The organism is Chromobacterium paludis (assembly GCF_008275125.1).
Taxonomy (GTDB): Bacteria; Pseudomonadota; Gammaproteobacteria; order Burkholderiales; family Chromobacteriaceae; genus Chromobacterium; species Chromobacterium paludis.
On sequence record NZ_CP043473.1, the window covers coordinates 478,306 to 501,930 of the forward strand.

Here is a 23,625-nt window from a genome sequence, read left to right on the forward strand (position 1 = left end):
GAAAAAGCCTCGAAATTTCCGATGTGGATGTGAAGCTTTTAACCAAGAACTAGTCATGTTTTGGCATGATTTTTAGTTTTTAAGCAAAGTAATGGTGATGGAAAGTCAATTTAATCCAACTGATTTAAAAAGCATCATGCACTCCAAGCGTGCAAATTTATATTATCTAGAACACTGTCGAGTCTTGGTGAATGGAGGGCGAGTAGAGTACGTTACAGACGCTGGTAAGAAGTCTTTGTACTGGAATATTCCCATAGCCAATACCACCACCTTGCTGCTGGGCACCGGCACATCAGTGACACAAGCAGCCATGCGTGAATTGGCCAAAGCCGGCGTGATGGTGGGATTCTGTGGTGGCGGCGGCACTCCGCTATTCAGCGCCAATGAAATGGACTTCGAAGTGGCGTGGTTCTCGCCGCAAAGCGAATACCGCCCCACCGAGTATCTTCAGCGCTGGGTGGGCTTCTGGTTTGACGAAGACAAACGGCTTGACGCAGCCAAAGCCCTGCAACAAGCTCGGCTGCTGCGCATTCGCCAGCACTGGCTGGATAGCCGCCACCTGCGGGATGCCGGTTTCCGTATCGATGCAGCCCACCTTGAGACTGTGCTTGATGCATCAAACCATGCTATTGCGCACGCGCCAGACCACACCTGCTTGCTAACCGAAGAAGCACGCCTGACCAAGCAGTTGTTTCGGCTGGCGGCGCAGGCGGTGAAGTACGGCGAGTTCACCCGGGCCAAACGCGGCAGCGGCGCAGACCTGGCCAATCGTTTTCTCGATCACGGCAACTATTTGGCTTATGGGCTAGGTGCGACGGCCACCTGGGTGCTGGGGCTGCCCCATGGTCTAGCCATCCTGCATGGCAAAACGCGCCGCGGTGGTTTGGTGTTTGACGCGGCCGATTTGGTCAAAGACGCCATCGTCCTGCCGCAAGCCTTCCTCAGCGCCATGAGCGGTGATGACGAGCAAACTTTTCGCCAAGGCTGCATCGAACAGCTCACCCGTAGCGAAGCACTGGATTTCATGATTGAGCAGCTCAAGTCCATTGCTGAATCCATCGGGAAAAGCCCATGAACATCCTGCTGATTTCGCAATGCGACAAGCGCGCCCTTACCGAAACTCGCCGTATCCTCGATCAATTTGCCGAACGTCGTGGAGACCGCGTTTGGCAAACGCCCATCACTCAGGCCGGACTGGAAACCTTGCGCCGCCTGCTGCGTAAAAGCGCCCGTAAAAATACCGCTGTCGCCTGTCACTGGCTGCGCGGGCGGGACCACAGTGAACTGCTGTGGATCGTCGGCGATGCCAGTCGCTTCAACGCCCAGGGCGCAGTCCCCACTAACAGCGCTCAGCGCGACGTGCTGCGCAGCGACGACGAAAACGACTGGCTGCATGGTGAAGACATTCACCTTATCACCGCGCTGGCCGCGTTGTTTCACGACTTGGGCAAGGCCTGCGCCGCCTTTCAGACGCGCTTGCGCAGCAAAGAAAAGTTAGCTGCCAATTTGTACCGCCACGAATGGGTATCGCTGCGTCTGCTGCAAGCGTTTATCGGCGATGACGACGACGCTACTTGGCTGGCTAGGCTGCAAGACCCGAATGAAATGGATGGCGAGCGGTGGCAGAAAAAGCTGGAAGCAGCCAAATTGCGCGATGGTTACGACGCTGCGGCAGCTGACAACAAACCTTTTACGGACCAGATGCTGCCGCCACTGGCAGCCGCCATCGCCTGGCTTATCTTCACCCATCATCGCCTGCCAGTGCCGCCGCGTGGGGAAACCATCAGCGCAGACCTGCTGCAAAAAGGGCTGCAAGGGGTAGATAGCCAGTGGAACCAAACCCTCACTGCCGCCAGCAAGGCCGAAGCCAAGCCGTACTGGACCTTCCCGCACAGCCTGCCGGTGGACGACAAAATCTGGCGCGAACAGGTGGCAAGGTTGGCCGCAGCACTGGCCAAGCGCCAAGCTACCGCATCCGGTAACTGGCTGGAAAACCCGTATGTGATGCACATCTCGCGCCTGCTGTTGATGCTGGCCGACCATCACTTTTCCAGCCAGATCGTCAAGCAGAGCTGGAAAAAGTCAGCAGAAGCCGGCATCGCCTTTGCCAATACGCTAAAAGACGATCCCGAACGCCATTTCAACCAGACGCTTAACGAACACCTGCTGGGCGTGGCACGCCACAGCCAGCAAGCCAGCCGCGCTCTGCCTGGCTTGGAGCGCCATTTGCCGCGTCTGGCAAACCATCGCATCCTGCGGCAGCGCAGCCAGAGTGAACGCTTCCGCTGGCAGGACAAGGCCTATGAACTGGCCTGCGGCCTGCGCGACAAAGCTCGCCAGCATGGCGCTTTCATCGTCAACATGGCTTCCACCGGCTGCGGTAAAACATTAGGCAATGCGCGGGTGATGTACGGCTTGGCGGACCCAGCTGTCGGCATGCGCTGCGCCTTTGCGCTGGGCCTGCGCACGCTCACTCTGCAAACCGGCCAGGCCTTCCGCGACAAGCTGAAACTGGACGACAGCGACCTGGCCATCCGCGTGGGCGGCGCTGCCAGCCGCGAGCTGTTTGAGCACTATCAGGCTCAGGCCGAAGAAACCGGCTCTGAATCAAAGCAAACTCTGCTGGACGAAACCAGCCACGTGCGCTTTGACGGCAATCCCGACCACCCGCTGCTGGCGCGTCTGACAAAGGACAACGCGGTACAGGCCATGCTGGCCGCGCCGGTGCTGGTCTGCACCATCGACCATCTTATTCCGGCCACGGAAAGCGAACGGGGAGGGCGGCAAATCGCGCCCATGCTACGGCTTATGTCCAGTGACTTAGCATTAGACGAACCCGACGACTTCTCGATTGAAGATTTGCCCGCCCTCACCCGCTTGGTGTACTGGGCCGGACTGCTGGGCAGCCGCGTGCTGCTTTCCTCCGCCACGCTGCCGCCCGCGCTGGTGGGCGGGTTGTTTGATGCCTATCTGGCGGGGCGTAAGCATTACCAGAACAGTCGCGGCCAACCTGGCCTGCCGCTGAACATCAGCTGCGCCTGGCTGGACGAACGCGACACCCACACCGCCGATTGCGCTAATAGTGGCGCGTTTGCCCACGCGCATCAGCAATTCGCCAGCCGCCGCTACGCCTGGCTCGCCAGCCAGCCGGTACGCCGCACCGCCGAGCTGCTGCCGCTCAGCGGCATCCCGCGCAACGAGCGCGACATGTACGATCCGCTGGCTATCCACCTGCGCGACGCGGCTCTGCGCCTGCACCATGACAACGCGGAAACCGACCCCGCCAGCGGCAAACGGGTCAGCTTTGGCCTGATCCGGCTGGCCAATATCGGCCCGCTATACCAGCTAGCCCAAGCCCTGTACCGGCAAGGCGCGCCGGACGGCGTGCGCATTCACCTGTGCGTTTACCACTCGCAATACCCGCTGCTGCTGCGCTCCGCCATAGAGCGGAGGCTGGACGCGGCGCTGGACCGCACCACGTCGGAAGCCGTCTTCAAGTTGCCCGACATCCGCCAGCGGCTGGATGCCCACTCGGAGCCGGAGCAAATCTTCATCGTGCTCGGCAGCCCCGTCACCGAAGTGGGGCGCGACCACGATTACTCCTGGACCATCGCCGAGCCATCGTCCATGCGCTCGCTGATCCAGCTGGCCGGACGCGTGCGCCGCCATCGGCCACAGGCATGGGACAAAGTGAATGTGCTGATTCTGGAAAAAAACATTCACAGCCTCACTCAGCCGGGCAAACCGGCCTATCTGCGCCCCGGTTTTGAAGACGAGCACGACAACAATTTCTGTCTGACTGAACACAATCTGCACCAAATCCTGCAGCCCGAAGAATACCGCCACCTGGACGCCCGCCCGCGCCTGCTGGCACGCGAAAAGCTGAATCAAAAAACCAGTCTGGTCGATCTGGAACACGCACGGCTGCGCATGTGGATGTCCGGCGACAACGGCCAGCCGCGCACAAAGACCCGCGCCGGCAAAGCGCCGCCAGCACCGCCAATCCATGCCAGCAGCTGCTGGAAACAGCCCGCAGCCATGCTCGGCGCCTTGCTGCAACGCAAGCACCCGTTCCGGCTGGATTTGAGCGAAGACGTGGATCTGCTGTTACTGCCCAATGAAGACGAGGATGACTTTGCATTGATCAAGCTGGTGGACGGCGAGCGCCGCTTTGAAAAGAAAGAGCTGGTGGTAGATAGCAGCCTGCATCACCGCATTGCCGATAGCGACTTGCACAGCCAGGGCATCACCGCCTGGACGGAAACCGACTATCTCGCCGCCCTGCAAACCCTGGCCGTGGAGCTGGACTTGCCGCTGGCGCAATGCGCCCGCCGCTTCGGTACGGTGACGCTGCCCGCCAGCGCTCAAGGCTGGTGGTTTCATCCGGCATTGGGGTTCAACAAGAAAAAATGAATGCGGCCAACCTTGCAAGGTTGGCCGCGCTGCCTGTCCGGCAGTGAAGTGTGTGCGGAAAATATCAACTTCGAGCCGCTAATTTTCTGAGCTACCTGTACCGGTAGTTATTCAATTGTAGCAGCTTGGAGGTGCGAGTCGAAACACGAAAGACTGTATAAAAAACTTTGAGCCTCTAATGGTTGACAATAAATCTAGGCAGGGCTATGCTGACATCAAGTTAGCCATGAAGGTGTTCCAGCACCCTCATGGCCACATTGAAAGCTACACGTCTCGATTGCTCCTCGGGACAGCCCATTTGCAGGGCTTGATGCAAAAACAGAAAGGGAGGACATGATGGCTAGCAGCCATTTGATCAGAAGAGTCTGAATCCAAACAGCGCAAGCGATCAGCGCACTCAGTTCTTGCTTATGCAGGTTGCGAGTGTAGCTGATCCCTTGTTTTGATGCCACGCGATCAAAACTGAGAAAAGGCAAATCATGAGTTCCCTTTCGCCGAGGGCTTTACGAATACGCTCTGAAATTGCAAGCTTCATCCTTCAGCGACGGGATGACAAGCTCGACAAACTGGCCGACGACGACGCCAAGCGCGACGATCTGAAAGCCCAGTACCAACCAGCCACCTGGCTGCTTGACGCCGCCCGTCGGGTGGGTCAGCTACAAATGGTCACCCACACGCTCAAGGCCATCCATCCGGATGCCAAGGGCAGCAGCCTGTTTGCCCCCGCAAGCAGCTTGTCAAACCGGGATGTTGTGGGCAGCCACTGCCTGTCGCCCTCCTCCGCCAGTGATGTCGTCGGCAATGCCGCCGCGCTGGATGTCTACAAATTCCTCAAGCTGGAACACGACGGCCAAACCTTGCTCAGTCTCCTGCAAGCAGGCGATACCGATGCCTTGGCCGCATTGAGTGATGACGTGGAACAAGCGCAAACGCTGTGCGATGCCTTTGTCAGCATCACCGAACCCAACGGCGGCCCCGGCAGCCACACCCGCGCCAAACAGGTGTACTGGCTGGTCAGCCCCAGCCCAGACGACTTGCCCAATCCTTGTGACGACAGCCATTACCACCTGCTGTCCCCGCTGTATGCCAGCGCCTTCTCTCACCACATTTACCAGACCATCCAGCAACACCGCTTTAGTGAAGAGGCCAAGGCGGCACGGCAGGCGAAACGTGACGGCGCGGATCACCCGCATGGTTACAGCGACTACCCGCACTTGGTCGAAGAGAAAAAAGGCGGCACCAAGCCCCAGAATATTTCCCAATTGAACTCCGAGCGCAAAGGCAGCAACTACCTGCTGGCTTCCCTGCCTCCAGTATGGGAAAGCAGCGAGCTGACCCCGCTGTACCACGCCGATAGCGCCTTCAACCGCTTTGGCCGTCGTCGTGAAGTGCAGCGCCTGTTGCGTGAACTGCGCACCTGGCTGCAAAAGCATTACAAAGCGCCCAAAGAGGGAGAAGAAGACAACTCTCCAAACAACGTCTCCATTCGCGATCACCGCAAAAAACTGCAAGACCAGATTTTCGACGAACTGGTCTTGTATTCCGCCGAAATCATCAACAACCTGCCGCCAGGCTGGAGCGCGCATGCCGACTGCAAGCTGCCGATTGAAGAGCAATGCTGGCTTGACCCGTGGCGCGCCGCCGGGGATGAAGACTTCAACAAGACATGGCAGTGGCAAGACTGGCCCTTGCAAGTGGCGGAACGCTTCGCCCGCTGGCTCAACAGCAAGCTGGACAAGACACTGCCTGTCAATGATGCGGAATTTCGCTACTGGGCACGCGAGCTGGCCGGTGATCGCGAGTGGCAGATTCTGCAAGATGAACAACAGCGCACGCTGACTGCGCTTAATCAAGTTCAGGGGCTGAAAGGGGATAACGATGCTGACTAACATCACCGGCCTGCTAACCCTGCCGCACCTGCGCGTGCAAAACGCCAATGCTATTTCCAGCCAGCACACTTGGGGCGCGCCCTCCATCACCGCGTTTAGCGGGCTGATGACGGCGCTGGAGCGCAAGCTGGCAGGCTCTGTCGAGCTGGAATTTTACGGCGTGGGCGTGATCTGCCACGGCTACCAGGCGCAAACCAACGGCGATTACGTGCACCGTTTCAATCTGACGCGCAACCCGATAGACAAAGACGGCAGCACCGCAGCCATTGTCGAAGAAGGCCGCATTCACCTCGACATCACCCTTGTCTTTGGCGTGGCGGGGGATGCGCTGACGGAAAACGAAGCGAAACGCGACGAGATTGCGGCCAACATTGCCGACGTCGTCGCCACCTTGCGCATCGCCGGCGGCAGCGTGATACCGCAAACCAACCAGTCCGCCCGCCGCACCAAGCCGACACTGCAGGCGCTGGAAGAGGGCGAAAAGCGGGCAAAGCAATTCCGCCAGCTTCGCCGCCAGTGGTTGCCGGGCTTTGCCCTGCTCTCGCGTGACGACCTGCTGCACAGCCATCACGCCAGGCTGGTCAAGCACAACCCCGATGCCACCTTGCTGGATGCCTGGCTGGACAAATCGCGCCTCAATCACGTCCCCGTCACTGACGACAAGGGCGATACCGTCTGGCAGCACTCGCGCCAGCAGGGCGAGGGCTGGATTGTGCCGATTCCGGTGGGCTATGGAGCATTGTCCGAGCTACACCCGGCAGGCAGCGTGGCCAATGCCCGCGACGACAGCACGCCGTTCCGCTTTGTGGAAAGCGTGTATTCGTTGGGCGAATGGCGCAGCCCGCACCGCCTGCACGATGTTTTTGATCTGTTGTGGCACCCCGATTTTGACGAAGCCAGCGGCGTGTATCGCTGCCGCAATCACTATACCGCCCCGCAAGAAACGGTCATCTGACTTTTTGGAGATTGAACATGACAACCAACCTGAAAACCGCCACCGTCCTCGCCTTTGAACGCAAACTGGACCCGTCCGATGCGCTGTTTTTTGCCGGCAACTGGGCAGAGCAAGGCAATAGCCAGCACTGGCCTGCCGTCACCATCCAGGAAAAATCCGTACGCGGCACCATCTCCAACCGCCTGAAAACCAAAGACCAGGACCCGGCCAAGCTGGATGCGGCGATTGAAAACCCCAACCTGCAAACTGTAGACGTTGCCGCGCTGCCGCACGATGCCGACACCCTGAAAGTGCGCTTCACCCTGCGCGTGCTGGGCGGCACCGGCGCGCCGTCTGCCTGCAACAGCAGCGAATACCGCCAAAAGCTGCTGGACACCGTAGCCAGCTATCGCGAAGCCAACGGCTTTGCCGAGCTGGCGCGCCGCTACGCGCACAATCTGGCCAATGGCCGCTTTTTGTGGCGCAACCGCGTGGGCGCGGAGCAAGTCAATGTCCACATCGCCCGCCTGAGCGATGGCAAAGAAGCCGAAAGCTGGACATTCGACGCGCTGGCGCTATCGCTGCGCGACTTTGCCGCGGGCAGCGCCGAAAGCCAGCTGGCCGGGCTGACCCGCGCCATCACCAGCGGCCTGTCCGGCGAAGAACATGTCTTGCTGCAAATCACCGCCTTTGTGAGCGTGGGTGCCGGGCAGGAAGTGTTCCCGAGCCAGGAGCTGATTCTGGACCGTGGCCGTGGCGACAAGAGCAAGACCTTGTATTTTGTGACGCAGAAAGACCGCAAAATCGCCGCCATCCACTCGCAAAAAATCGGCAACGCCATCCGCACCATAGACAACTGGTATCCGGAAGCCGACAGCAACGGCCCCATCGCCATAGAGCCCTACGGCTCCGTCACCACCCAGGGCCGCGCCTACCGCCAGCCCAAGCAGAAAACCGACTTCTACACCCTGCTGGACAACTGGGTGCTGAACGACAAAGTGCCCGATCTGGCGCAACAGCACTTCGTCATCGCCACCCTGATTCGCGGCGGCGTATTCGGTGAGGCGGGCTAAGTCATGGAACACTATCTGGACATCCGCATCCTGCCGGATCCGGAATTTGCCCCGCCACTGCTGCTGAACGCCCTGTTCGCCAAACTGCACCGCGCACTGGCAACAACGCAGCACAGCGACATCGGCGCAAGCTTCCCCGGCTACGACCTGACGCCAAAGGGAGAAGGCGACAGCACTTTGCGGCCAACCCTGGGCCAGGTGCTGCGCCTGCACGGCAGCGCCGCCGCGCTGGACAGCTTCATGGCCCGCAACTGGCTTACCGGCATGCGCGACCACGTTACGCTGGGCAATATTCAGCCGGTTCCTGCCAATGCCAGCCCCATCCGCGTACAGCGCAAACAGGCCAAGAGCAACCCGGCCAAAGAGCGCGAACGGCTGATGCGGCGCAAAGGCATGAGCGAGGCCGAAGCGCTGCGGCTGATTCCCGACGACAAGGCCAAGCTGCTGAACCTGCCCTTCATCACCCTGAGCAGTCAAAGCACCGGCCAGCATCAATTCCGCCTGTTCATCGCCCAGACGGCAGCCACGGCAGAGGTTAAAGGCGATTTCAACGCCTACGGCCTGAGCCGCCACGCCACCCTGCCAGGGTTTTAAAGCGTAAAGGGTTGCAACCAAGCGCATTGAATTGGCGGCAACCCTTTTTTTGACAGAAAAAAAGAATCTTTTAAAATCAGCGATTTACGAAATTGGTCGAGAAAAGGGTTTTTTCATGAAAGATCCCCACCTCCCTTGCTTGGCTTGGTTGGGAAGGGAAGTAGGCTCTAGTTCACTGCCGGACAGGCAGCTCAGAAAGTTACGAGCGGCTGGCGGGGTCCGACGAACACGTTCACTGCCGGACAGGCAGCTCAGAAAGCATATTCAATCAGACGGCCAACGCACTGAACGTTCACTGCCGGACAGGCAGCTCAGAAAATGCTGCCTCCTAGTTCGATTGAATAGCGATAGTTCACTGCCGGACAGGCAGCTCAGAAATCAAATCCGTTCGCCGTAAATCCGATGGCCAAGTTCACTGCCGGACAGGCAGCTCAGAAATGATGGCGACGCCGACGCAGGTTCGCATAATCGTTCACTGCCGGACAGGCAGCTCAGAAATGTCTATTTCGGCCTACACAAACGGTCAGCAAGTTCACTGCCGGACAGGCAGCTCAGAAAATGTAGAACGTGCTACCGGCCCCGGTACCGCCGTTCACTGCCGGACAGGCAGCTCAGAAATGCTGAAACGCGATAAACGCAGTCACGAGCGCGTTCACTGCCGGACAGGCAGCTCAGAAATACCGGCTATGATCTGGATGCACTTGGAAAGGGTTCACTGCCGGACAGGCAGCTCAGAAAACATGAATAAACAGGTTTCCGGTATGTACGAGGTTCACTGCCGGACAGGCAGCTCAGAAAGCTCCAACACCGACAACGTGGGCGATTGCAAAGTTCACTGCCGGACAGGCAGCTCAGAAATTCATCCTCGTTCACTTTGGCGGCCACCCAAGGTTCACTGCCGGACAGGCAGCTCAGAAAAGAGAAGCCAGCGTTTGGCGCGGAGCTGATTAAGTTCACTGCCGGACAGGCAGCTCAGAAATGATTGTGCGCCGTCCTGTCTCTCTGCATTGATGTTCACTGCCGGACAGGCAGCTCAGAAAGTGATTCTGGCTTGCGCTACCTTGGAGATATCGTTCACTGCCGGACAGGCAGCTCAGAAAGCCGAAAAGCGCGGCGAATATGTCTATACCATGTTCACTGCCGGACAGGCAGCTCAGAAAACATCGCGGGTTGCTAATGCGACTGGTGTTTCGTTCACTGCCGGACAGGCAGCTCAGAAAAACAGGCAAACACTCCATGAAACGCTGCAAACGTTCACTGCCGGACAGGCAGCTCAGAAACTGGACAGCATGCTGTTCACGCCCAACCTGCGCGTTCACTGCCGGACAGGCAGCTCAGAAATCGATCCGGGCCCGCATGCTGCGCCCTGCTACGTTCACTGCCGGACAGGCAGCTCAGAAATTGATCGACAGCGGCCCGGAGCGCTCGAACATGTTCACTGCCGGACAGGCAGCTCAGAAAGCGAACAGTGTTCCAACGGCCCCGTTTGAACAGTTCACTGCCGGACAGGCAGCTCAGAAAATAACGGCAATCTGTTTAGCCCGTTTTATACCGTTCACTGCCGGACAGGCAGCTCAGAAAGTTACATAACCGTTTTTCGCAGCAGCAACGCAGTTCACTGCCGGACAGGCAGCTCAGAAAAGTCGCCATGCGCATGATGACCAACCAGTTCCGTTCACTGCCGGACAGGCAGCTCAGAAATGCACCAATGGCACCTTGTGCAGCGGTGAAATGTTCACTGCCGGACAGGCAGCTCAGAAAAAACAAACGCCAGGCGGCGATACAGGCGATGCGTTCACTGCCGGACAGGCAGCTCAGAAATTTTTGCGCTATCGGCCTGACCGCAGGGAAGTGTTCACTGCCGGACAGGCAGCTCAGAAAATAGACATCGTCATTGCCGGCGCGGCGAAGGCGTTCACTGCCGGACAGGCAGCTCAGAAACATATGCCAGGCATCCGGCGGCCGTAGGTTTCAGTTCACTGCCGGACAGGCAGCTCAGAAAATGTGCGAAACATGGGGGCTACGCTTGCGCGCGTTCACTGCCGGACAGGCAGCTCAGAAATCGTCAGTTGCATCAATGTCAGCCAAGTCAACGTTCACTGCCGGACAGGCAGCTCAGAAATATGGCTGGGATGCCATTACAGCGATTACCATGTTCACTGCCGGACAGGCAGCTCAGAAAACTTCCCGGCCACGGATTTCAGCAAGGAAGGCGTTCACTGCCGGACAGGCAGCTCAGAAAGACGTGCCAACCCAGCCGACCGCGGTTCGCCCGTTCACTGCCGGACAGGCAGCTCAGAAAACCATCTCGGTGTAGAGACGCAACCAAGGCAAGTTCACTGCTGGACAGGCAGCTCAGAAATGCCGGCTGGAATAGAGACCCATCAACCGGTAGTTCACTGCCGGACAGGCAGCTCAGAAAATGACAAAAGTGGACACGAGTTCGCCCAGGGCAATCGCACCTTCTTGTCATAAGCAAACAGACTTGCCAACCCACCCAGACTTGAGGTGAACTCCCAGGTTTTACCGGTGCGGGATGGGAACGTTGATGGAACATTTGGCCGAGGTGCCCGAGCCGAGGACCGGGCGCTACATCGCCCATCCGCTGGACGAAATTCTGGTGATTGCCGTGTGCGCCATCTTCGCGGGGGCGGAGAGCTTTGTGGAGGCGGTCGAGTGGGCTGAGGTTAAGGAAGCTTGGCTGCGGCGCTTCCTGCCGTTGAAGAATGGCATTCCTTCTCACGATACCGTCAACCGCGTGTTCCGACTGCTGGATCCCAAGCAGTTCGAGAACGCCTTCCGCAGCTGGACGCAAGGACTGCTGGGCTCGTTCCAGCAGATCGCCATCGATGGCAAATGCCTGCGCGGCACCGCTCGCGGCGCGCACAGCCCGGTGCACATGGTCAGCGCCTTCGCCACCGAACTGGGCTTGGCGCTGGGGCAGGAGAAAGTCGCCGACAAAAGCAATGAAATCACTGCGATTCCGGCGTTGCTGGCCGCACTGGATGTGGAGGGCTGTCTGGTCAGCCTGGATGCGATGGGCTGCCAGAAAGAGGTTGCCAAGACCATCGTGGCGCGTAAAGCGGACTATTTGCTGGCGGTGAAGGAGAACCAGCCCAAGCTACGTCAGGCCGTAGCGTGCGCGCTGCATGACCATCCCACCGAGCGAGTGGCCAGCGCGCAAAAAGGGCATGGCCGCACGGTGTTGCAACATGTGGTGACAGCCCGGGCGGACGGCATTGTCGACGCTCAGGCCTGGCCCGGCTGCCAAACAGTGGGTCGCGTGGATTCGGTGCGGCTGGATGGTCGCGGACAATCGGCGCTGGAGCAGCGCTATTATTTGTCGTCGCGCGCGTTGAGCGCGGAAGAGCTGGCGCAGGCGGTGCGCCGTCATTGGGCGATCGAAAACGGCCTGCATTGGTGTCTGGATGTGATTTTTCGGGAAGATAACTGCCCATTGCGCGAAGATCATGGACCGCAGAATTTTGCGCTGCTGCTGAAATTCGCGCTCAACCTGCTGCGTAGTTCGCCGTATCAGGCCAAGAAAAGCATGCGGGTGCGACGCAAGCGTGCCGGCTGGGATGATGAGGCCTTGGCTGAGTTGCTGGGCATGTCGCCTTTATGACGTGAAGGTGCGATTGCCCTGCGAGTTCGCCCACACTGTTCACTGCCGGACAGGCAGCTCAGAAAACATGGAGCAAAGCTTTGCGCGGTACATGGCCGTTCACTGCCGGACAGGCAGCTCAGAAAATGAAGATGAACCAGGGGAAGACGTTTTCCCGGTTCACTGCCGGACAGGCAGCTCAGAAAATGATCCACGACGGCAATGGCTGCCGACGACTGTTCACTGCCGGACAGGCAGCTCAGAAAATCCGCAAGTGCTCCAGCCAGAACTGGGACGTGTTCACTGCCGGACAGGCAGCTCAGAAAACACTATAGGGCTATAGACCCGTTACTGTACTGTTCACTGCCGGACAGGCAGCTCAGAAAGCACCGCCGCACCTGTAAACACGCACTGCGTCGTTCACTGCCGGACAGGCAGCTCAGAAAGCGCCGGTATCAAACGCCTGAGGCCATGCCAGGTTCACTGCCGGACAGGCAGCTCAGAAACCGTGCATGGTGGATGCAACGAGTGATGCTCCAGTTCACTGCCGGACAGGCAGCTCAGAAATGCAGGCTGGAATAGAGACCCATCAACAGGTAGTTCACTGCCGGACAGGCAGCTCAGAAAAGCTCAGGCGGCGGCGTTTTAGCAACCGGCGCGTTCACTGCCGGACAGGCAGCTCAGAAACGCTCTGTCCGCTGTGTCCGCATTCGCCGATGGTTCACTGCCGGACAGGCAGCTCAGAAAATGAGCAGTTCATTGCCGTTAAACGCGCCCAGGTTCACTGCCGGACAGGCAGCTCAGAAAGTCTGCGCCTGGTCGGCTCCCAGCAGCGCGATGTTCACTGCCGGACAGGCAGCTCAGAAATGTCAGCCGGTCGATCAGCGACGAGTAGTCGCGTTCACTGCCGGACAGGCAGCTCAGAAAACGCCGAACCAGTACCGCGAAAAGCGGGGACTGTTCACTGCCGGACAGGCAGCTCAGAAATCCGGGTCATGGCGGACGCCGTGCAGGTCACCGTTCACTGCCGGACAGGCAGCTCAGAAATTCAAGCACTGGGCACACCGCCCAGCCGCTCTAGTTCACTGCCGGACAGGCAGCTCAGAAATGCGGAATACACCCATGCGACGACGTCGAATTGTTCACTGCCGGACAGGCAGCTCAGAAATGTAATACTCCCTCGTTCCGTCCTCGTATTGTGTTCACTGCCGGACAGGCAGCTCAGAAAATCTGCGCGCCCATGGCGCCCACTTGCTGTTTGTTCACTGCCGGACAGGCAGCTCAGAAACAGCTGTGATGCGGAACAGTGAGCGTCAGCATGTTCACTGCCGGACAGGCAGCTCAGAAAAGCAACACGAAAACCGGTCGCGGCGACCGCTCGTTCACTGCCGGACAGGCAGCTCAGAAAACCTTGGACTTGGCCAGGCCAGCGGACAGCAGGTTCACTGCCGGACAGGCAGCTCAGAAAAAACATTCATCCTTAGAACGCCGTGAATTCGGGTTCACTGCCGGACAGGCAGCTCAGAAATTGACGAATGCGCTGTATTCCTCAATTCCCGTGTTCACTGCCGGACAGGCAGCTCAGAAAACCAACTCCGCCGCGGAGGCTTCTACGAACCGGTTCACTGCCGGACAGGCAGCTCAGAAAAGCGGACGGATAAACGAGTCAATCAATCGCGGGTTCACTGCCGGACAGGCAGCTCAGAAATTATTCGGTGCCGGCTACTGCTGATAACCATCGTTCACTGCCGGACAGGCAGCTCAGAAAATGCCATCGTTTGTTATTGATGCTATGGCTGTGTTCACTGCCGGACAGGCAGCTCAGAAATATTGCCGTTGTTACGCCTACTACCAATGGTTGTTCACTGCCGGACAGGCAGCTCAGAAAACGATTGAGCGCTGCAATCGCCTCCTGGCTGAGTTCACTGCCGGACAGGCAGCTCAGAAAACTGCCAAACCAATAAGCCAAATCTTTTTCGGGTTCACTGCCGGACAGGCAGCTCAGAAACTCGCGGCAGCCGGCCACGTCCACCATGGCGTTGTTCACTGCCGGACAGGCAGCTCAGAAAGATGTTCGGCCTGCAAGACGCGCTGGCAGCCGGTTCACTGCCGGACAGGCAGCTCAGAAATCGAAGGCGTGGCCGCCGCCGACCAGCTTGGCGTTCACTGCCGGACAGGCAGCTCAGAAAGCTCGGCGCCATATTGCGTTGCAGCGTTCCCGCGTTCACTGCCGGACAGGCAGCTCAGAAATCACACTCCCGATCGCGAGCCTCAAGCTGTCGGTTCACTGCCGGACAGGCAGCTCAGAAATTGACCGTGTCGGGCTTCTTTACCGTGCTGATGTTCACTGCCGGACAGGCAGCTCAGAAAACCTCCCGCCACAATGGCGCGTACCTCGACATGTTCACTGCCGGACAGGCAGCTCAGAAAAATTGAAATCTTGAAAAATCCGGCCGTAGCATGTTCACTGCCGGACAGGCAGCTCAGAAAGACAACGCGCCAGGTTGAAAGATGGCAGACCGGTTCACTGCCGGACAGGCAGCTCAGAAAGTTCGCTGTTCCGCTCGTTCGGCATGCGTGACGTTCACTGCCGGACAGGCAGCTCAGAAATGCCTCGTGCCAGCGAATACCAACATTTCCATGTTCACTGCCGGACAGGCAGCTCAGAAAAGCCACTCCGTTTTCAATCCTGGCCGGAACCCGTTCACTGCCGGACAGGCAGCTCAGAAATCTCTTGCATCAATGCCTAGTATGTCTGCAATGTTCACTGCCGGACAGGCAGCTCAGAAATCTCTAGTATGTCTGCAATGTTCACTGCCGGACAGGCAGCTCAGAAAAATAACTCACCAAAAATCTTAACCGCAATATCGTTCACTGCCGGACAGGCAGCTCAGAAAGACGTAAACGCGACAGCCATCCGTGTCACAATGTTCACTGCCGGACAGGCAGCTCAGAAATCCATCAGCGCCGCCTTGCCCCGTTTCTGTGAGTTCACTGCCGGACAGGCAGCTCAGAAAATGACCGCGGCCAACAAGATTCTGCATTACGTGTTCACTGCCGGACAGGCAGCTCAGAAATGCAAAACGTTCACCGTCAACGCCTCCACCGGGTTCGCTGCCGGACCGGCAGCTCAGAAATGCATTTTCCGCCGCCAATACCGCTGCGTCAGGTTCACTGCCGGACAGGCAGCTCAGAAAATCCGGCAGTTTCAAGATGTCCCCCAGGGCCAGTTCACTGCCGGACAGGCAGCTCAGAAATCGGCGTCCAGATGTTCCAGAAGGATCGCCACATTTACCGCCGGACAGGCAAGTTCCCCGCATGCGCAGGGGGATTTGCACGGAATGACGGTGGCGATGGAGCAGTGCTTATGTGTCCTGTGGGCCAGCTTAGTGGCTGCGCGGTTCCTTTCGTCGGTGGAGGTCGGCTTCGCGGGTCAGGTGGTCTAGCAGCCGTAGTGTTAGGCTTTCTCGCGCGGCGTTGGCGGGCCAGACGGCGTAGACCCCCAGCGTTTCCACTTGCCATTCCGGCAGTACGTTTGCCAGCCGTCCGGCGGCGATATCGTCTTCCACCAGAAAGGCCGGCGGGGTGGCCAGGCCGCAGCCGGCGATGGCCAGCCGGCAGGCGGCGTCTATGTTGTTGACGGTCAGGCGCGGCTGGAAGGCGAAGGTTTGGGTTTCGCCGGCACTCAGGCTCAGCGTCTTGCGGTTGGGCCGCATGCGTATGCCCAGCCAGGGCCAGTCCGCCAGCGCTGCCGGCGTTTGCGGCGCCGCGCGTTCCGCCAGCAGCGAGGGCGCGGCCACGGTGATGCGCGGCATGTCTAGCAGGCGGCGCGATTTCAGCGCGCTGTCCGGCAGTTCGCCAATGCGGATGGCCAGGTCTATGCCGTCGCGTATCAAATCGCGCTTTTCGTCGCTGAAGTCCAGCGTCAATTCCACCTTGGGGTGGCGCTGGGCGAAATCGGCCAGCCTCTCCACCAGCGGGTGGCGGGCGAAGAAGGCGGGCAGCGTCACGCTGAGCGAGCCGGCCGGTTCCGCCGCGCGGCCGGCCAGCGCGTTGAGCCCGCTTTCCGCCGCCTGCAGCATGGCTTGCGCGTGCTGGTACAGCGCCTGGCCATCCGGCGTCAGCGACAGCTTGCGGGTGGAGCGGTACAGCAGCGCCGCGCCCAGCTTGCCTTCCAGCTGCGATACATGATGGCTGACCACGGAGGGCGACAAGCGCAGCGCGCGCGCGGCGGCGCGGAACGATCCGGTTTCCACGGTTTTGGCGAAGACGGCCAGGGCGCGCAGTTCGTCTATCATTGTTCGATTTTTTCGATCAGACAGTTTTAATTGATCTGGATTGTAGCGTATTTGATGCCGGCGCATAGTGCATGCATTCCCATTCACCGGAGCGTGCCATGCAGGATATGCGTTGCGCCATCATCGTCGATCCCGAGCTGCCGGCTGGGGTGATCGCCAATACCGCGGCCGTGTTGTCGCTGACCCTGGGCCGCCGCCATCCTGAGCTGATAGGCGAGGATTTATTGGACGCGCGGGGCGAGGCCAGGAGCGGCATCACCACCTTGCCCATTCCCATTTTGAAGTGCGGCGCGGAACAGCTGCGCGCCTTGCGCGCGGCGGCCAGCGCGCATGGCGGCGAACTGACCCTGGTGGAGCTGATCAGCGCCACGCGCAGCACCCGCAGTTATCAGGAGTACGCGGCGGCGCTGGCCGCCACGGCAGAGGATGAGCTGCAGTACCAGGGCCTGGCCTTGTGCGGTCCGGCCAAGCGGGTGCGCCAGCTGACCGGCAGCCTGGGCCTGTTGCGCTAGGGGGGATGCCATGATCTGGAGCTTCATCATCGCCACCGCCCTGGTCACGCTGCTGCCGGGACCGTCCATGCTGGTGATCGTGGCCGCGGCCCTGCGCGAGGGCTGGCGGGCCGGCGCGGCGGCGTCGCTGGGCGTGGTGGCGGCGGACGCCATGCTGTTGCTGGCGGCCTTGAGCGGCCTGGGCGCGCTGGCGCAGGCCTCGCCCGCCTTGTTGCTGGCGCTGAAGTGGCTGGGAGCGGCTTATTTGCTGTGGCTGGGCATCGGGCTGCTGCGCGCTGCGCCGGCCGCCGGCTCATCTATCTCGCCTCTGGCCGGCGGCGCGTTCCGCCGCGGGCTGATGGTTACGCTGCCCAATCCCAAGATCATCGGGTTTCTGATCGTGTATTTTCCGCAGTTCATCCGGCCGGAGCAGGATGCGGCGCGGCAGATGCTGCTGCTGGGGCCGCTGTTCCTGCTGACCGTGCTGGCGGTGTTCCTGCTGTGCGTGGCGGCGGTGTTCCTGCTGTGCGTGGCGGCGGCGCGCCTGCTGGGCGAAGCCGTGGCCGGCGAGGGCCGCTGCTGGCCCGCCCGTTTGTGCGGCTGCAGTCTGATCGCCTGCGGCCTGTATTCCGCCTTGGGCTGAGGCTTAGCCTAGCGCGCGTTCCAGCCAGCGCCACAGCTCGGGCGCGGTAAAGTCCGCGATGACGGCGGCGGCGCCCGCGTCTAGCAGCGTTTGCGGCGGCAGCGCGCCGGCGATGCCGTAGCTGTGGATGCCGGCGGCGTGGGCGGCGCGCATGCCGGACGGGGAGTCCTCGAAGGCGCAGGCGCGCTCGGCGCGGCCGCCCAGCCGGGCCAAGCCTGTCTGGTAGGGCAGGGGGTGCGGCTTGCCGTGCGCCAGCTCGTCGCCTATCACCAACGCGTCTATCCGGTCCGTCAGGCCCAGCCCGGCCAGCATCAGCTCGGCGTTGGCGCGCGGCGCGTTGGTGACCACGGCGATGCCCACGCCATGGCGCTCGGCCCAGTCGAACAGCTCCGGCGCGCCCGGCGTCGGCGTCAGCCGGGTGACGGAGTCGCGAAACAGCCGCTCCTTGCATTCGGCCAGCTCCAGGTGCCGCTCCGGCAGGTCCGGGAACAGCCGGCCCATGATGGCCTCGTTGGTGGCGCCGACGATGTGGTGCAAGAACGTGTCGTGATCCAGCGCGCGGCCATGCTCGGCCATCAGGGCGCGGAAGGCGTCGAAGTGCAGATCGTCGGTATGGGTCAGGGTGCCGTCCAGATCGAACAGCAGACAGAAATCGGCTTTGGCGTTCACGGATAGGCCTTTGTTATCAGTCGCATGGACAGTTTTCTAAACTGTACTGGTGCGTATGGTTTTGCTGAGCGCCCATCATGGCATCTGCCCAGCAAAAACGCCACCGCTAGGGTGGCGTTTGATGGCTCAGGCTAAGGTCAGGCGCAGGCCGCGTCGTCCACCCAGCGTATGGCTTGGCTGGGCGCGACCTTGCTTTCCGCCTTGATCTGCAGGGCGAGGCCGCCGCAGGAGGTTTCGCGGTACTTGGCGTCCATGTCCTTGCCGGTTTCGTACATGGCGGCGATGACCTTGTCCAGCGATACCTTGGGGCTGCTGACGCGGTGCATGGCCATGCGGGCGGCGTTGATGGCCTTGACCGCGGCGATGGCGTTGCGCTCGATGCACGGAATCTGCACCTGGCCGCCCACCGGGTCGCAGGTCAGGCCCAGGTTGTGCTCCATGGCGATTTCCGCCGCCATGCACACCTGGGACGGGCTGCCGCCCATCAACTCGGTCAGGCCGGCCGCGGCCATGGAACAGGCCACGCCCACTTCGCCCTGGCAGCCCACTTCCGCGCCGGAGATGGAGGCGTTGAGCTTGAACAGGCAGCCGATGGCGCCGGAGGACAGGAAGAAGCGCAGGCAGCTGTCGTCGTCCAGCGGCTGGATGAAGTGGTTGTAATAGGCCAGCACGGCCGGGACGATGCCGCAGGCGCCGTTGGTGGGCGCGGTCACTACGCGGCCGCCGGCCGCGTTTTCCTCAGACATGGCCATGGCGTACATATTGACCCAGTCCATCACGCTCATCGGGTCCTTGGCCACGGTCAGCGAGCTGGTCAGCATCCGGTGCAGGGCCGGGGCGCGGCGCGGGATGCGCATCGGGCCGGGCAGGTTGCCCTCGGTGCGCATGCCGCGCTCTATGCTGCCCTTCATGACTTCCCATACGCGGCGGAAGTGGGCCTGGGTGTCCTTGACGTCGTGGAAGGCCTTCTCGTTTTCCAGCACCAGGGCGGCGATGGACAGGCCGGTTTCCTCGCACATGTCGATCAGTTGCTGGGCGGTGACGAAGTGATACGGCACCGGGGTGTCGCTGCAGCTGGATTGGTCGAAGTGCTCCTCGTCGACGATGAAGCCGCCGCCTATCGAGTAATAGGTCTTGGTCAGGACTTTTTCGTCGCCGACGAAGGCGTGGATCTGCATGCCGTTTTCGTGGCGCGGCAGATTGGCGGTATGGAAGTCCATGCCGAAGGCCACGCGCTGGTGGGTGCGGCCCAGCGTCAGCTGGCCGGTTTTTTCCACGTCGGCGATCAGGCCGGCGGAATTGTCCGGGTCCACGGTGTCGGGCAGATTGCCGGCCAGGCCCAGGATGATGGCCTGGTCGGTGCAGTGGCCCTTGCCGGTGAGGGCCAGCGAGCCGTAGCAGTCCACGTGGACGCGGGAGACTTGGTTGAAGCGGCCGGTTTCCTTGAGCGCGCCCAGGAACTGGTGGCCGGCCTTCATCGGGCCGACGGTGTGGGAGCTGGAGGGGCCGACGCCGATTTTGTAGATGTCGCTCATGCTGAACATGATGCTACCTCTTTGAATGCTGGAATCTGGAAGAAGAACAGGCCGCTAGCGCGATTGGGAGGGGGCCGGGAGGACCCGGACTGGCCGGGCCGCTCTGTTTCAGCGCTGGAATCCGCGGTCTGTGGGCCGAATCCCAATCCCCCAGCCGGCAAGGGCGGGGGGCCTGTTGGCTTACGATCAGGCGATCAGATCGTAGAAGATGGCGGAGATGGCGATCAGGCCGATCAGCACCACGAAGATGTTGCTGGCGGCGCCGGAGTACTTCTTCATGGCCGGCACTTTCTGGATGGCGTACATCGGCATCAGGAACAGCAGCATGGCGATCACCGGGCCGCCCAGGGTTTCAATCATGCCCAGGATGGACGGGTTGATGGTGGCGATGATCCAGCAGGTCACGATCATGAAGATGGCGGTGTAGCGGTCCAGCTTGGACGATTCGATGGTCTTGCCGCTCTGGCGCAGTTGCTTGATCACCAGGCCGTTGAAGCCTTCCTTGGCGCCCAGGTAGTGGCCCAGGAAGGACTTGCTGATGGCGACCATGGCGATGATAGGGGCAACCCATTCCATCACCGGGTTTTGGAAGTGGTTGGCCAGGTAGGACAGGATGGAGATGTTCTGGGCCTTGGCGGCGGCCAGGTCGGCCGGGCTTAGGCTGAACACGCAGCTGAACACGAAGAACATCACGGTCAGCACCATCATGGTGTGGGCGCGGATCAGCACGCGGCTGGAAGCCGGCTCGGCGTCGTCGCCGTGCAGCTTGCGTTGGTCCACAGAGAAGGACGAGATGATGGGCGAGTGGTTGAAGGAGAACACCATCACCGGGATGGCCAGCCACAGCGTCTTGTAGAAAGCGCCGCTGGATACGGCGTCGCCCAGGCTGCCGGCGTGGCGGATGGCGGTGTCGCTCCATTGCGGGATCAGGTACAGGGCCAGCAGCATCAGCACCACCACGAACGGGTAGACCAGGATGCTCATCGCCTTGACGATCATCTGGCCGCCCAAGCGCACGATGGACATCAGGCCCAGGATCAGCGCCAGCGAGAACACGGCGCGGGTGGCGGTGCCGGTGCCCACGTCGATGTGCAGCTGGTTATTGAGGAAGGACAGCACCGTATTGGTGATGGCCACGCTGTACATCAACAGAATCGGGTAGATGGCGAAGAAGTACAGCAGGGTGATGATCTTGCCGGCGCCGAGGCCGAAGTGCTCTTCCACCACTTCCGTGATGTCCGCGCCTTCCTTGCTGCCGGACAGCACGAAGCGGGTCAGGCCGCGGTGGGCGAAGAAGGTCAGCGGCAGGGCCAGGATGGCCATCAACATCAGCGGCCACAGGCCGCCGATGCCGGCGTTGATGGGGAGGAACAGGACGCCGGCGCCGATGGCGGTGCCATACAGGCCGAGCATCCAGGTGGTGTCGTGCTTGGTCCATCCGGACGAGCCGGAGCGGGGAGCGGTGGAAGCGATGGTTTGTGACATGATCGAGGTGCCTTTTCGAACGATATTTTGGAAATTCTGTTTTCAGCCTTCCGTCCCTGCATGGGCGGGAGGCGGGGGTGAGCGTGTCGCCGGCAAAGCGGGCTGGCCCGCCGTGCCTTGTCTTGCCGAGTTGTCGCCATCCTACGGGCTTTGTAGTCAGGCAGGTACACATTTAAGAACATCAGTTGATTCTAATCAATATAAATTTGTCGTAAAACGAACAAATGAACACGAGAAAGGCAGTGGCGCAGGCAGTTTGATTGGCTATTTTTGCCTTTATTTTGAAATAAAACACCAATAAATATTGTTTTATAGGAATTAAATATTTAAAAATAGCAAGAATAAGCAATATTTTTTAAATCAACCTAATATGAACCTGCCATGCTTGGGCGGATGATGCGACGCGCTATTTGAGTGTTTGCTCTGTTGTTGTGAGCATTCGATTTCGGCCCGGCTCAGGCTGTGTTGTTTCGTCATAACGTGGATGGGCGAGTTGGATTTTTGAAGTGTTGATAATGTGAATGCATTGTAAAGCATTGAATTTTAAAGGTATGAGTAAGCGTTTGGGCCATGCAGTGCCGAGTGGTATCGCACAGGTTCTATTCTGGCGATGGTTTGATATGGAAAATTTTTTGGTTGAAATGTGTCAAATAAAGAGAGGATTTTCGGCATCAAATTTTCGAAAGTGAAAAATAATGATTAAAAATGAACATATTCGATTTCGAAACCCATGAACGCCTCATAGACTTGAAGCAAGCGGCGGGGCGCGGCTGCGCCGATCATGCCAAGCGCGGCTGGGTGGCGGAAAAAATGGCGATGTGTGAAAAAATAGGAGAACTTTGAGTGTTTTGTGCTGGGTTGTCCTTGCTGGGCGGCGTATCATGGCGCCGATGGCAGCAGACTGACGCCGGAGGTGGTGGGAATGCAGCGGGTTGATCGTTATCAAACACGAATTTACTAAAACGAACATAAAATTTTCGTGAAGTCGCATTTCGTGCGAACGGCGCAGCCGTCGCCGGCGACGCCGCCTTACCCATACTGTAGAGATGCAAGAAAATGAGCCACTCCTCCACACTCGCCTACGTGGCCGACGAAGCGGCCAGCAAGCAGAAGGTGCTGCTGTCCGAACCCGGCCGTTACCTGCTCAGCGCGGCCATGGCCGGCGCGCTGATCGCCGTCGTGCTGGCCGTCAGCCTGAAGCTGGGCCAGGTGTTTTTCGCGGCCGGCGATTCCGGCTACTACATCGCCACTTCCGGCTTTTTCGGCGTGGCCCTGGTCAGCATCATCATTTGCAAAGTGGAGCTGTTCACCAGCAATGTGATGTATTTCACCGTCGGCCGGCTCAGCGGCCGCTGTCACACTCGCAGCCTGTTCCTGAGCTGGGCGATGGTTTACCTGGGCAATCTGATCGGGGTGTTGCTGTTTGTCGCGGTGCTGGCGGGCGCGGGGGGCATGGGCGCTTTGCCGGCCGATCACCTGTTGTTCAGCGTGGTGGAGCACAAGGTGAGCGCGTCCTCGATGGAAATTTTCTGGAAGGGCGTATTGTGCAATTGGATCATCTGTCTGGCGGTGTGGGTGCCGATGCGTCTGGCCAACGAGGCGGCGCGGCTGTTGATCATCATGCTGCTGGTGTTCGTATTCTTCTTCTCCGGCTTTGAGCACAGCATCGCCAACATGGCCTTTTTCGCGCTGGCCAAGCTGCAGGGCATGGCTGGCCTGGAGTGGGCCGACATCCTGCATAATATGCTGCCGGCGACGCTGGGCAATATCGTGGGCGGGGCAGTGGGTGTCGGTCTGGTGGTGTTCCGGCTGGAACGTCACACATTGCAGTTGGTCTGAGTTGCAGCGGCGTTTGCATGCGAGTAAACGGCATGTGAATGTTCGTTTTCGAATGTGGTCGGCGCAGTGCCAGCGGCACCGCGCCGACTTTGCTATAAAACATTGATATTTTAAGGGTATGGCACCGTTTTCACGCGCGGCGAAGCCGAACCGAAATC

Annotated in this window: 15 protein-coding genes and 2 CRISPR repeat arrays; of the genes, 11 read left to right on the top strand and 4 right to left on the bottom strand. The window is 59.9% G+C overall.

The window, feature by feature from the left end:
- The first annotated feature begins 97 nt into the window (after positions 1–97).
- The 7 genes from cas1f to FYK34_RS02320 all read left to right on the top strand — a co-directional run bounded on the left by cas1f (position 98) and on the right by FYK34_RS02320 (position 12,528).
- The gene (gene cas1f / locus FYK34_RS02290; RefSeq protein ID WP_149294867.1) at positions 98–1,075 is read left to right on the top strand and encodes a type I-F CRISPR-associated endonuclease Cas1f; all 978 of its coding nucleotides are present in this window, start codon (positions 98–100) and stop codon (positions 1,073–1,075) included.
- The gene (cas3f, locus tag FYK34_RS02295; protein ID WP_149294868.1) at positions 1,072–4,413 is read left to right on the top strand and encodes a type I-F CRISPR-associated helicase Cas3f; all 3,342 of its coding nucleotides are present in this window, start codon (positions 1,072–1,074) and stop codon (positions 4,411–4,413) included. The genes cas1f and cas3f overlap by 4 nt, the downstream gene beginning before the upstream one ends.
- A 479-nt stretch (positions 4,414–4,892) precedes the next feature.
- Complete coding sequence (gene csy1, locus FYK34_RS02300; RefSeq protein ID WP_149294869.1) at positions 4,893–6,302, top strand: type I-F CRISPR-associated protein Csy1; 1,410 nt, start codon at positions 4,893–4,895, stop codon at positions 6,300–6,302.
- Complete coding sequence (gene csy2 / locus FYK34_RS02305; RefSeq protein WP_149294870.1) at positions 6,292–7,257, top strand: type I-F CRISPR-associated protein Csy2; 966 nt, start codon at positions 6,292–6,294, stop codon at positions 7,255–7,257. Before csy1 ends, csy2 begins: the two co-directional genes overlap by 11 nt.
- A 17-nt stretch (positions 7,258–7,274) precedes the next feature.
- Positions 7,275–8,309: a type I-F CRISPR-associated protein Csy3 gene (gene csy3, locus FYK34_RS02310; RefSeq protein WP_149294871.1), complete on the top strand. Its 1,035-nt coding sequence runs from the start codon at positions 7,275–7,277 to the stop codon at positions 8,307–8,309.
- 3 nt (positions 8,310–8,312) lie between these two features.
- The gene (cas6f, locus tag FYK34_RS02315; protein ID WP_149294872.1) at positions 8,313–8,903 is read left to right on the top strand and encodes a type I-F CRISPR-associated endoribonuclease Cas6/Csy4; all 591 of its coding nucleotides are present in this window, start codon (positions 8,313–8,315) and stop codon (positions 8,901–8,903) included.
- Positions 8,904–9,073: 170 nt separating this feature from the next.
- Positions 9,074–11,326: direct repeats of the CRISPR family, unit length 28 nt; unit sequence GTTCACTGCCGGACAGGCAGCTCAGAAA.
- Positions 11,327–11,451: 125 nt separating this feature from the next.
- The gene (locus FYK34_RS02320; protein WP_149294873.1) at positions 11,452–12,528 is read left to right on the top strand and encodes an ISAs1 family transposase; all 1,077 of its coding nucleotides are present in this window, start codon (positions 11,452–11,454) and stop codon (positions 12,526–12,528) included.
- A gap of 37 nt (positions 12,529–12,565) precedes the next feature.
- Positions 12,566–15,764: direct repeats of the CRISPR family, unit length 28 nt; unit sequence GTTCACTGCCGGACAGGCAGCTCAGAAA.
- 129 nt (positions 15,765–15,893) lie between these two features.
- On the opposite strand, the gene FYK34_RS02325 is transcribed toward FYK34_RS02320, so the two are convergent.
- Complete coding sequence (locus tag FYK34_RS02325) at positions 15,894–16,805, bottom strand: LysR family transcriptional regulator (RefSeq protein ID WP_149294874.1); 912 nt, start codon at positions 16,803–16,805, stop codon at positions 15,894–15,896.
- 98 nt (positions 16,806–16,903) lie between these two features.
- Between FYK34_RS02325 and FYK34_RS02330 the strand changes: the two genes are divergently transcribed.
- The gene (locus FYK34_RS02330; RefSeq protein WP_149294875.1) at positions 16,904–17,317 is read left to right on the top strand and encodes a DUF2000 domain-containing protein; all 414 of its coding nucleotides are present in this window, start codon (positions 16,904–16,906) and stop codon (positions 17,315–17,317) included.
- Between the two features lie 10 nt (positions 17,318–17,327).
- Entirely contained in the window at positions 17,328–17,939 is a 612-nt protein-coding gene (locus tag FYK34_RS02335) for a LysE family translocator (RefSeq protein WP_149294876.1), read from the top strand.
- Between the two features lie 3 nt (positions 17,940–17,942).
- On the opposite strand, the gene FYK34_RS02340 is transcribed toward FYK34_RS02335, so the two are convergent.
- From FYK34_RS02340 to FYK34_RS02350, 3 genes are all read right to left on the bottom strand, one after another.
- Positions 17,943–18,608: an HAD family hydrolase gene (locus tag FYK34_RS02340; protein WP_196782586.1), complete on the bottom strand. Its 666-nt coding sequence runs from the start codon at positions 18,606–18,608 to the stop codon at positions 17,943–17,945.
- A 137-nt stretch (positions 18,609–18,745) separates the two neighbouring features.
- Positions 18,746–20,152, bottom strand: a complete 1,407-nt coding sequence (locus FYK34_RS02345) for an L-serine ammonia-lyase (protein WP_149294877.1) — start codon at positions 20,150–20,152, stop codon at positions 18,746–18,748.
- Positions 20,153–20,329: 177 nt separating this feature from the next.
- The gene (locus FYK34_RS02350; RefSeq protein ID WP_149294878.1) at positions 20,330–21,628 is read right to left on the bottom strand and encodes an HAAAP family serine/threonine permease; all 1,299 of its coding nucleotides are present in this window, start codon (positions 21,626–21,628) and stop codon (positions 20,330–20,332) included.
- Positions 21,629–22,333: 705 nt separating this feature from the next.
- On the opposite strand from FYK34_RS02350, the gene FYK34_RS20380 reads away from it, so the two are divergent.
- Together FYK34_RS20380 and FYK34_RS02355 are read left to right on the top strand one after the other, a co-directional pair.
- A complete protein-coding gene (locus tag FYK34_RS20380) occupies positions 22,334–22,471 on the top strand; it encodes a hypothetical protein (RefSeq protein WP_168209620.1) in 138 nt (45 codons plus the stop codon).
- Positions 22,472–22,684: 213 nt separating this feature from the next.
- Complete coding sequence (locus FYK34_RS02355; RefSeq protein ID WP_149294879.1) at positions 22,685–23,467, top strand: formate/nitrite transporter family protein; 783 nt, start codon at positions 22,685–22,687, stop codon at positions 23,465–23,467.
- Positions 23,468–23,625 lie beyond the last annotated feature (158 nt).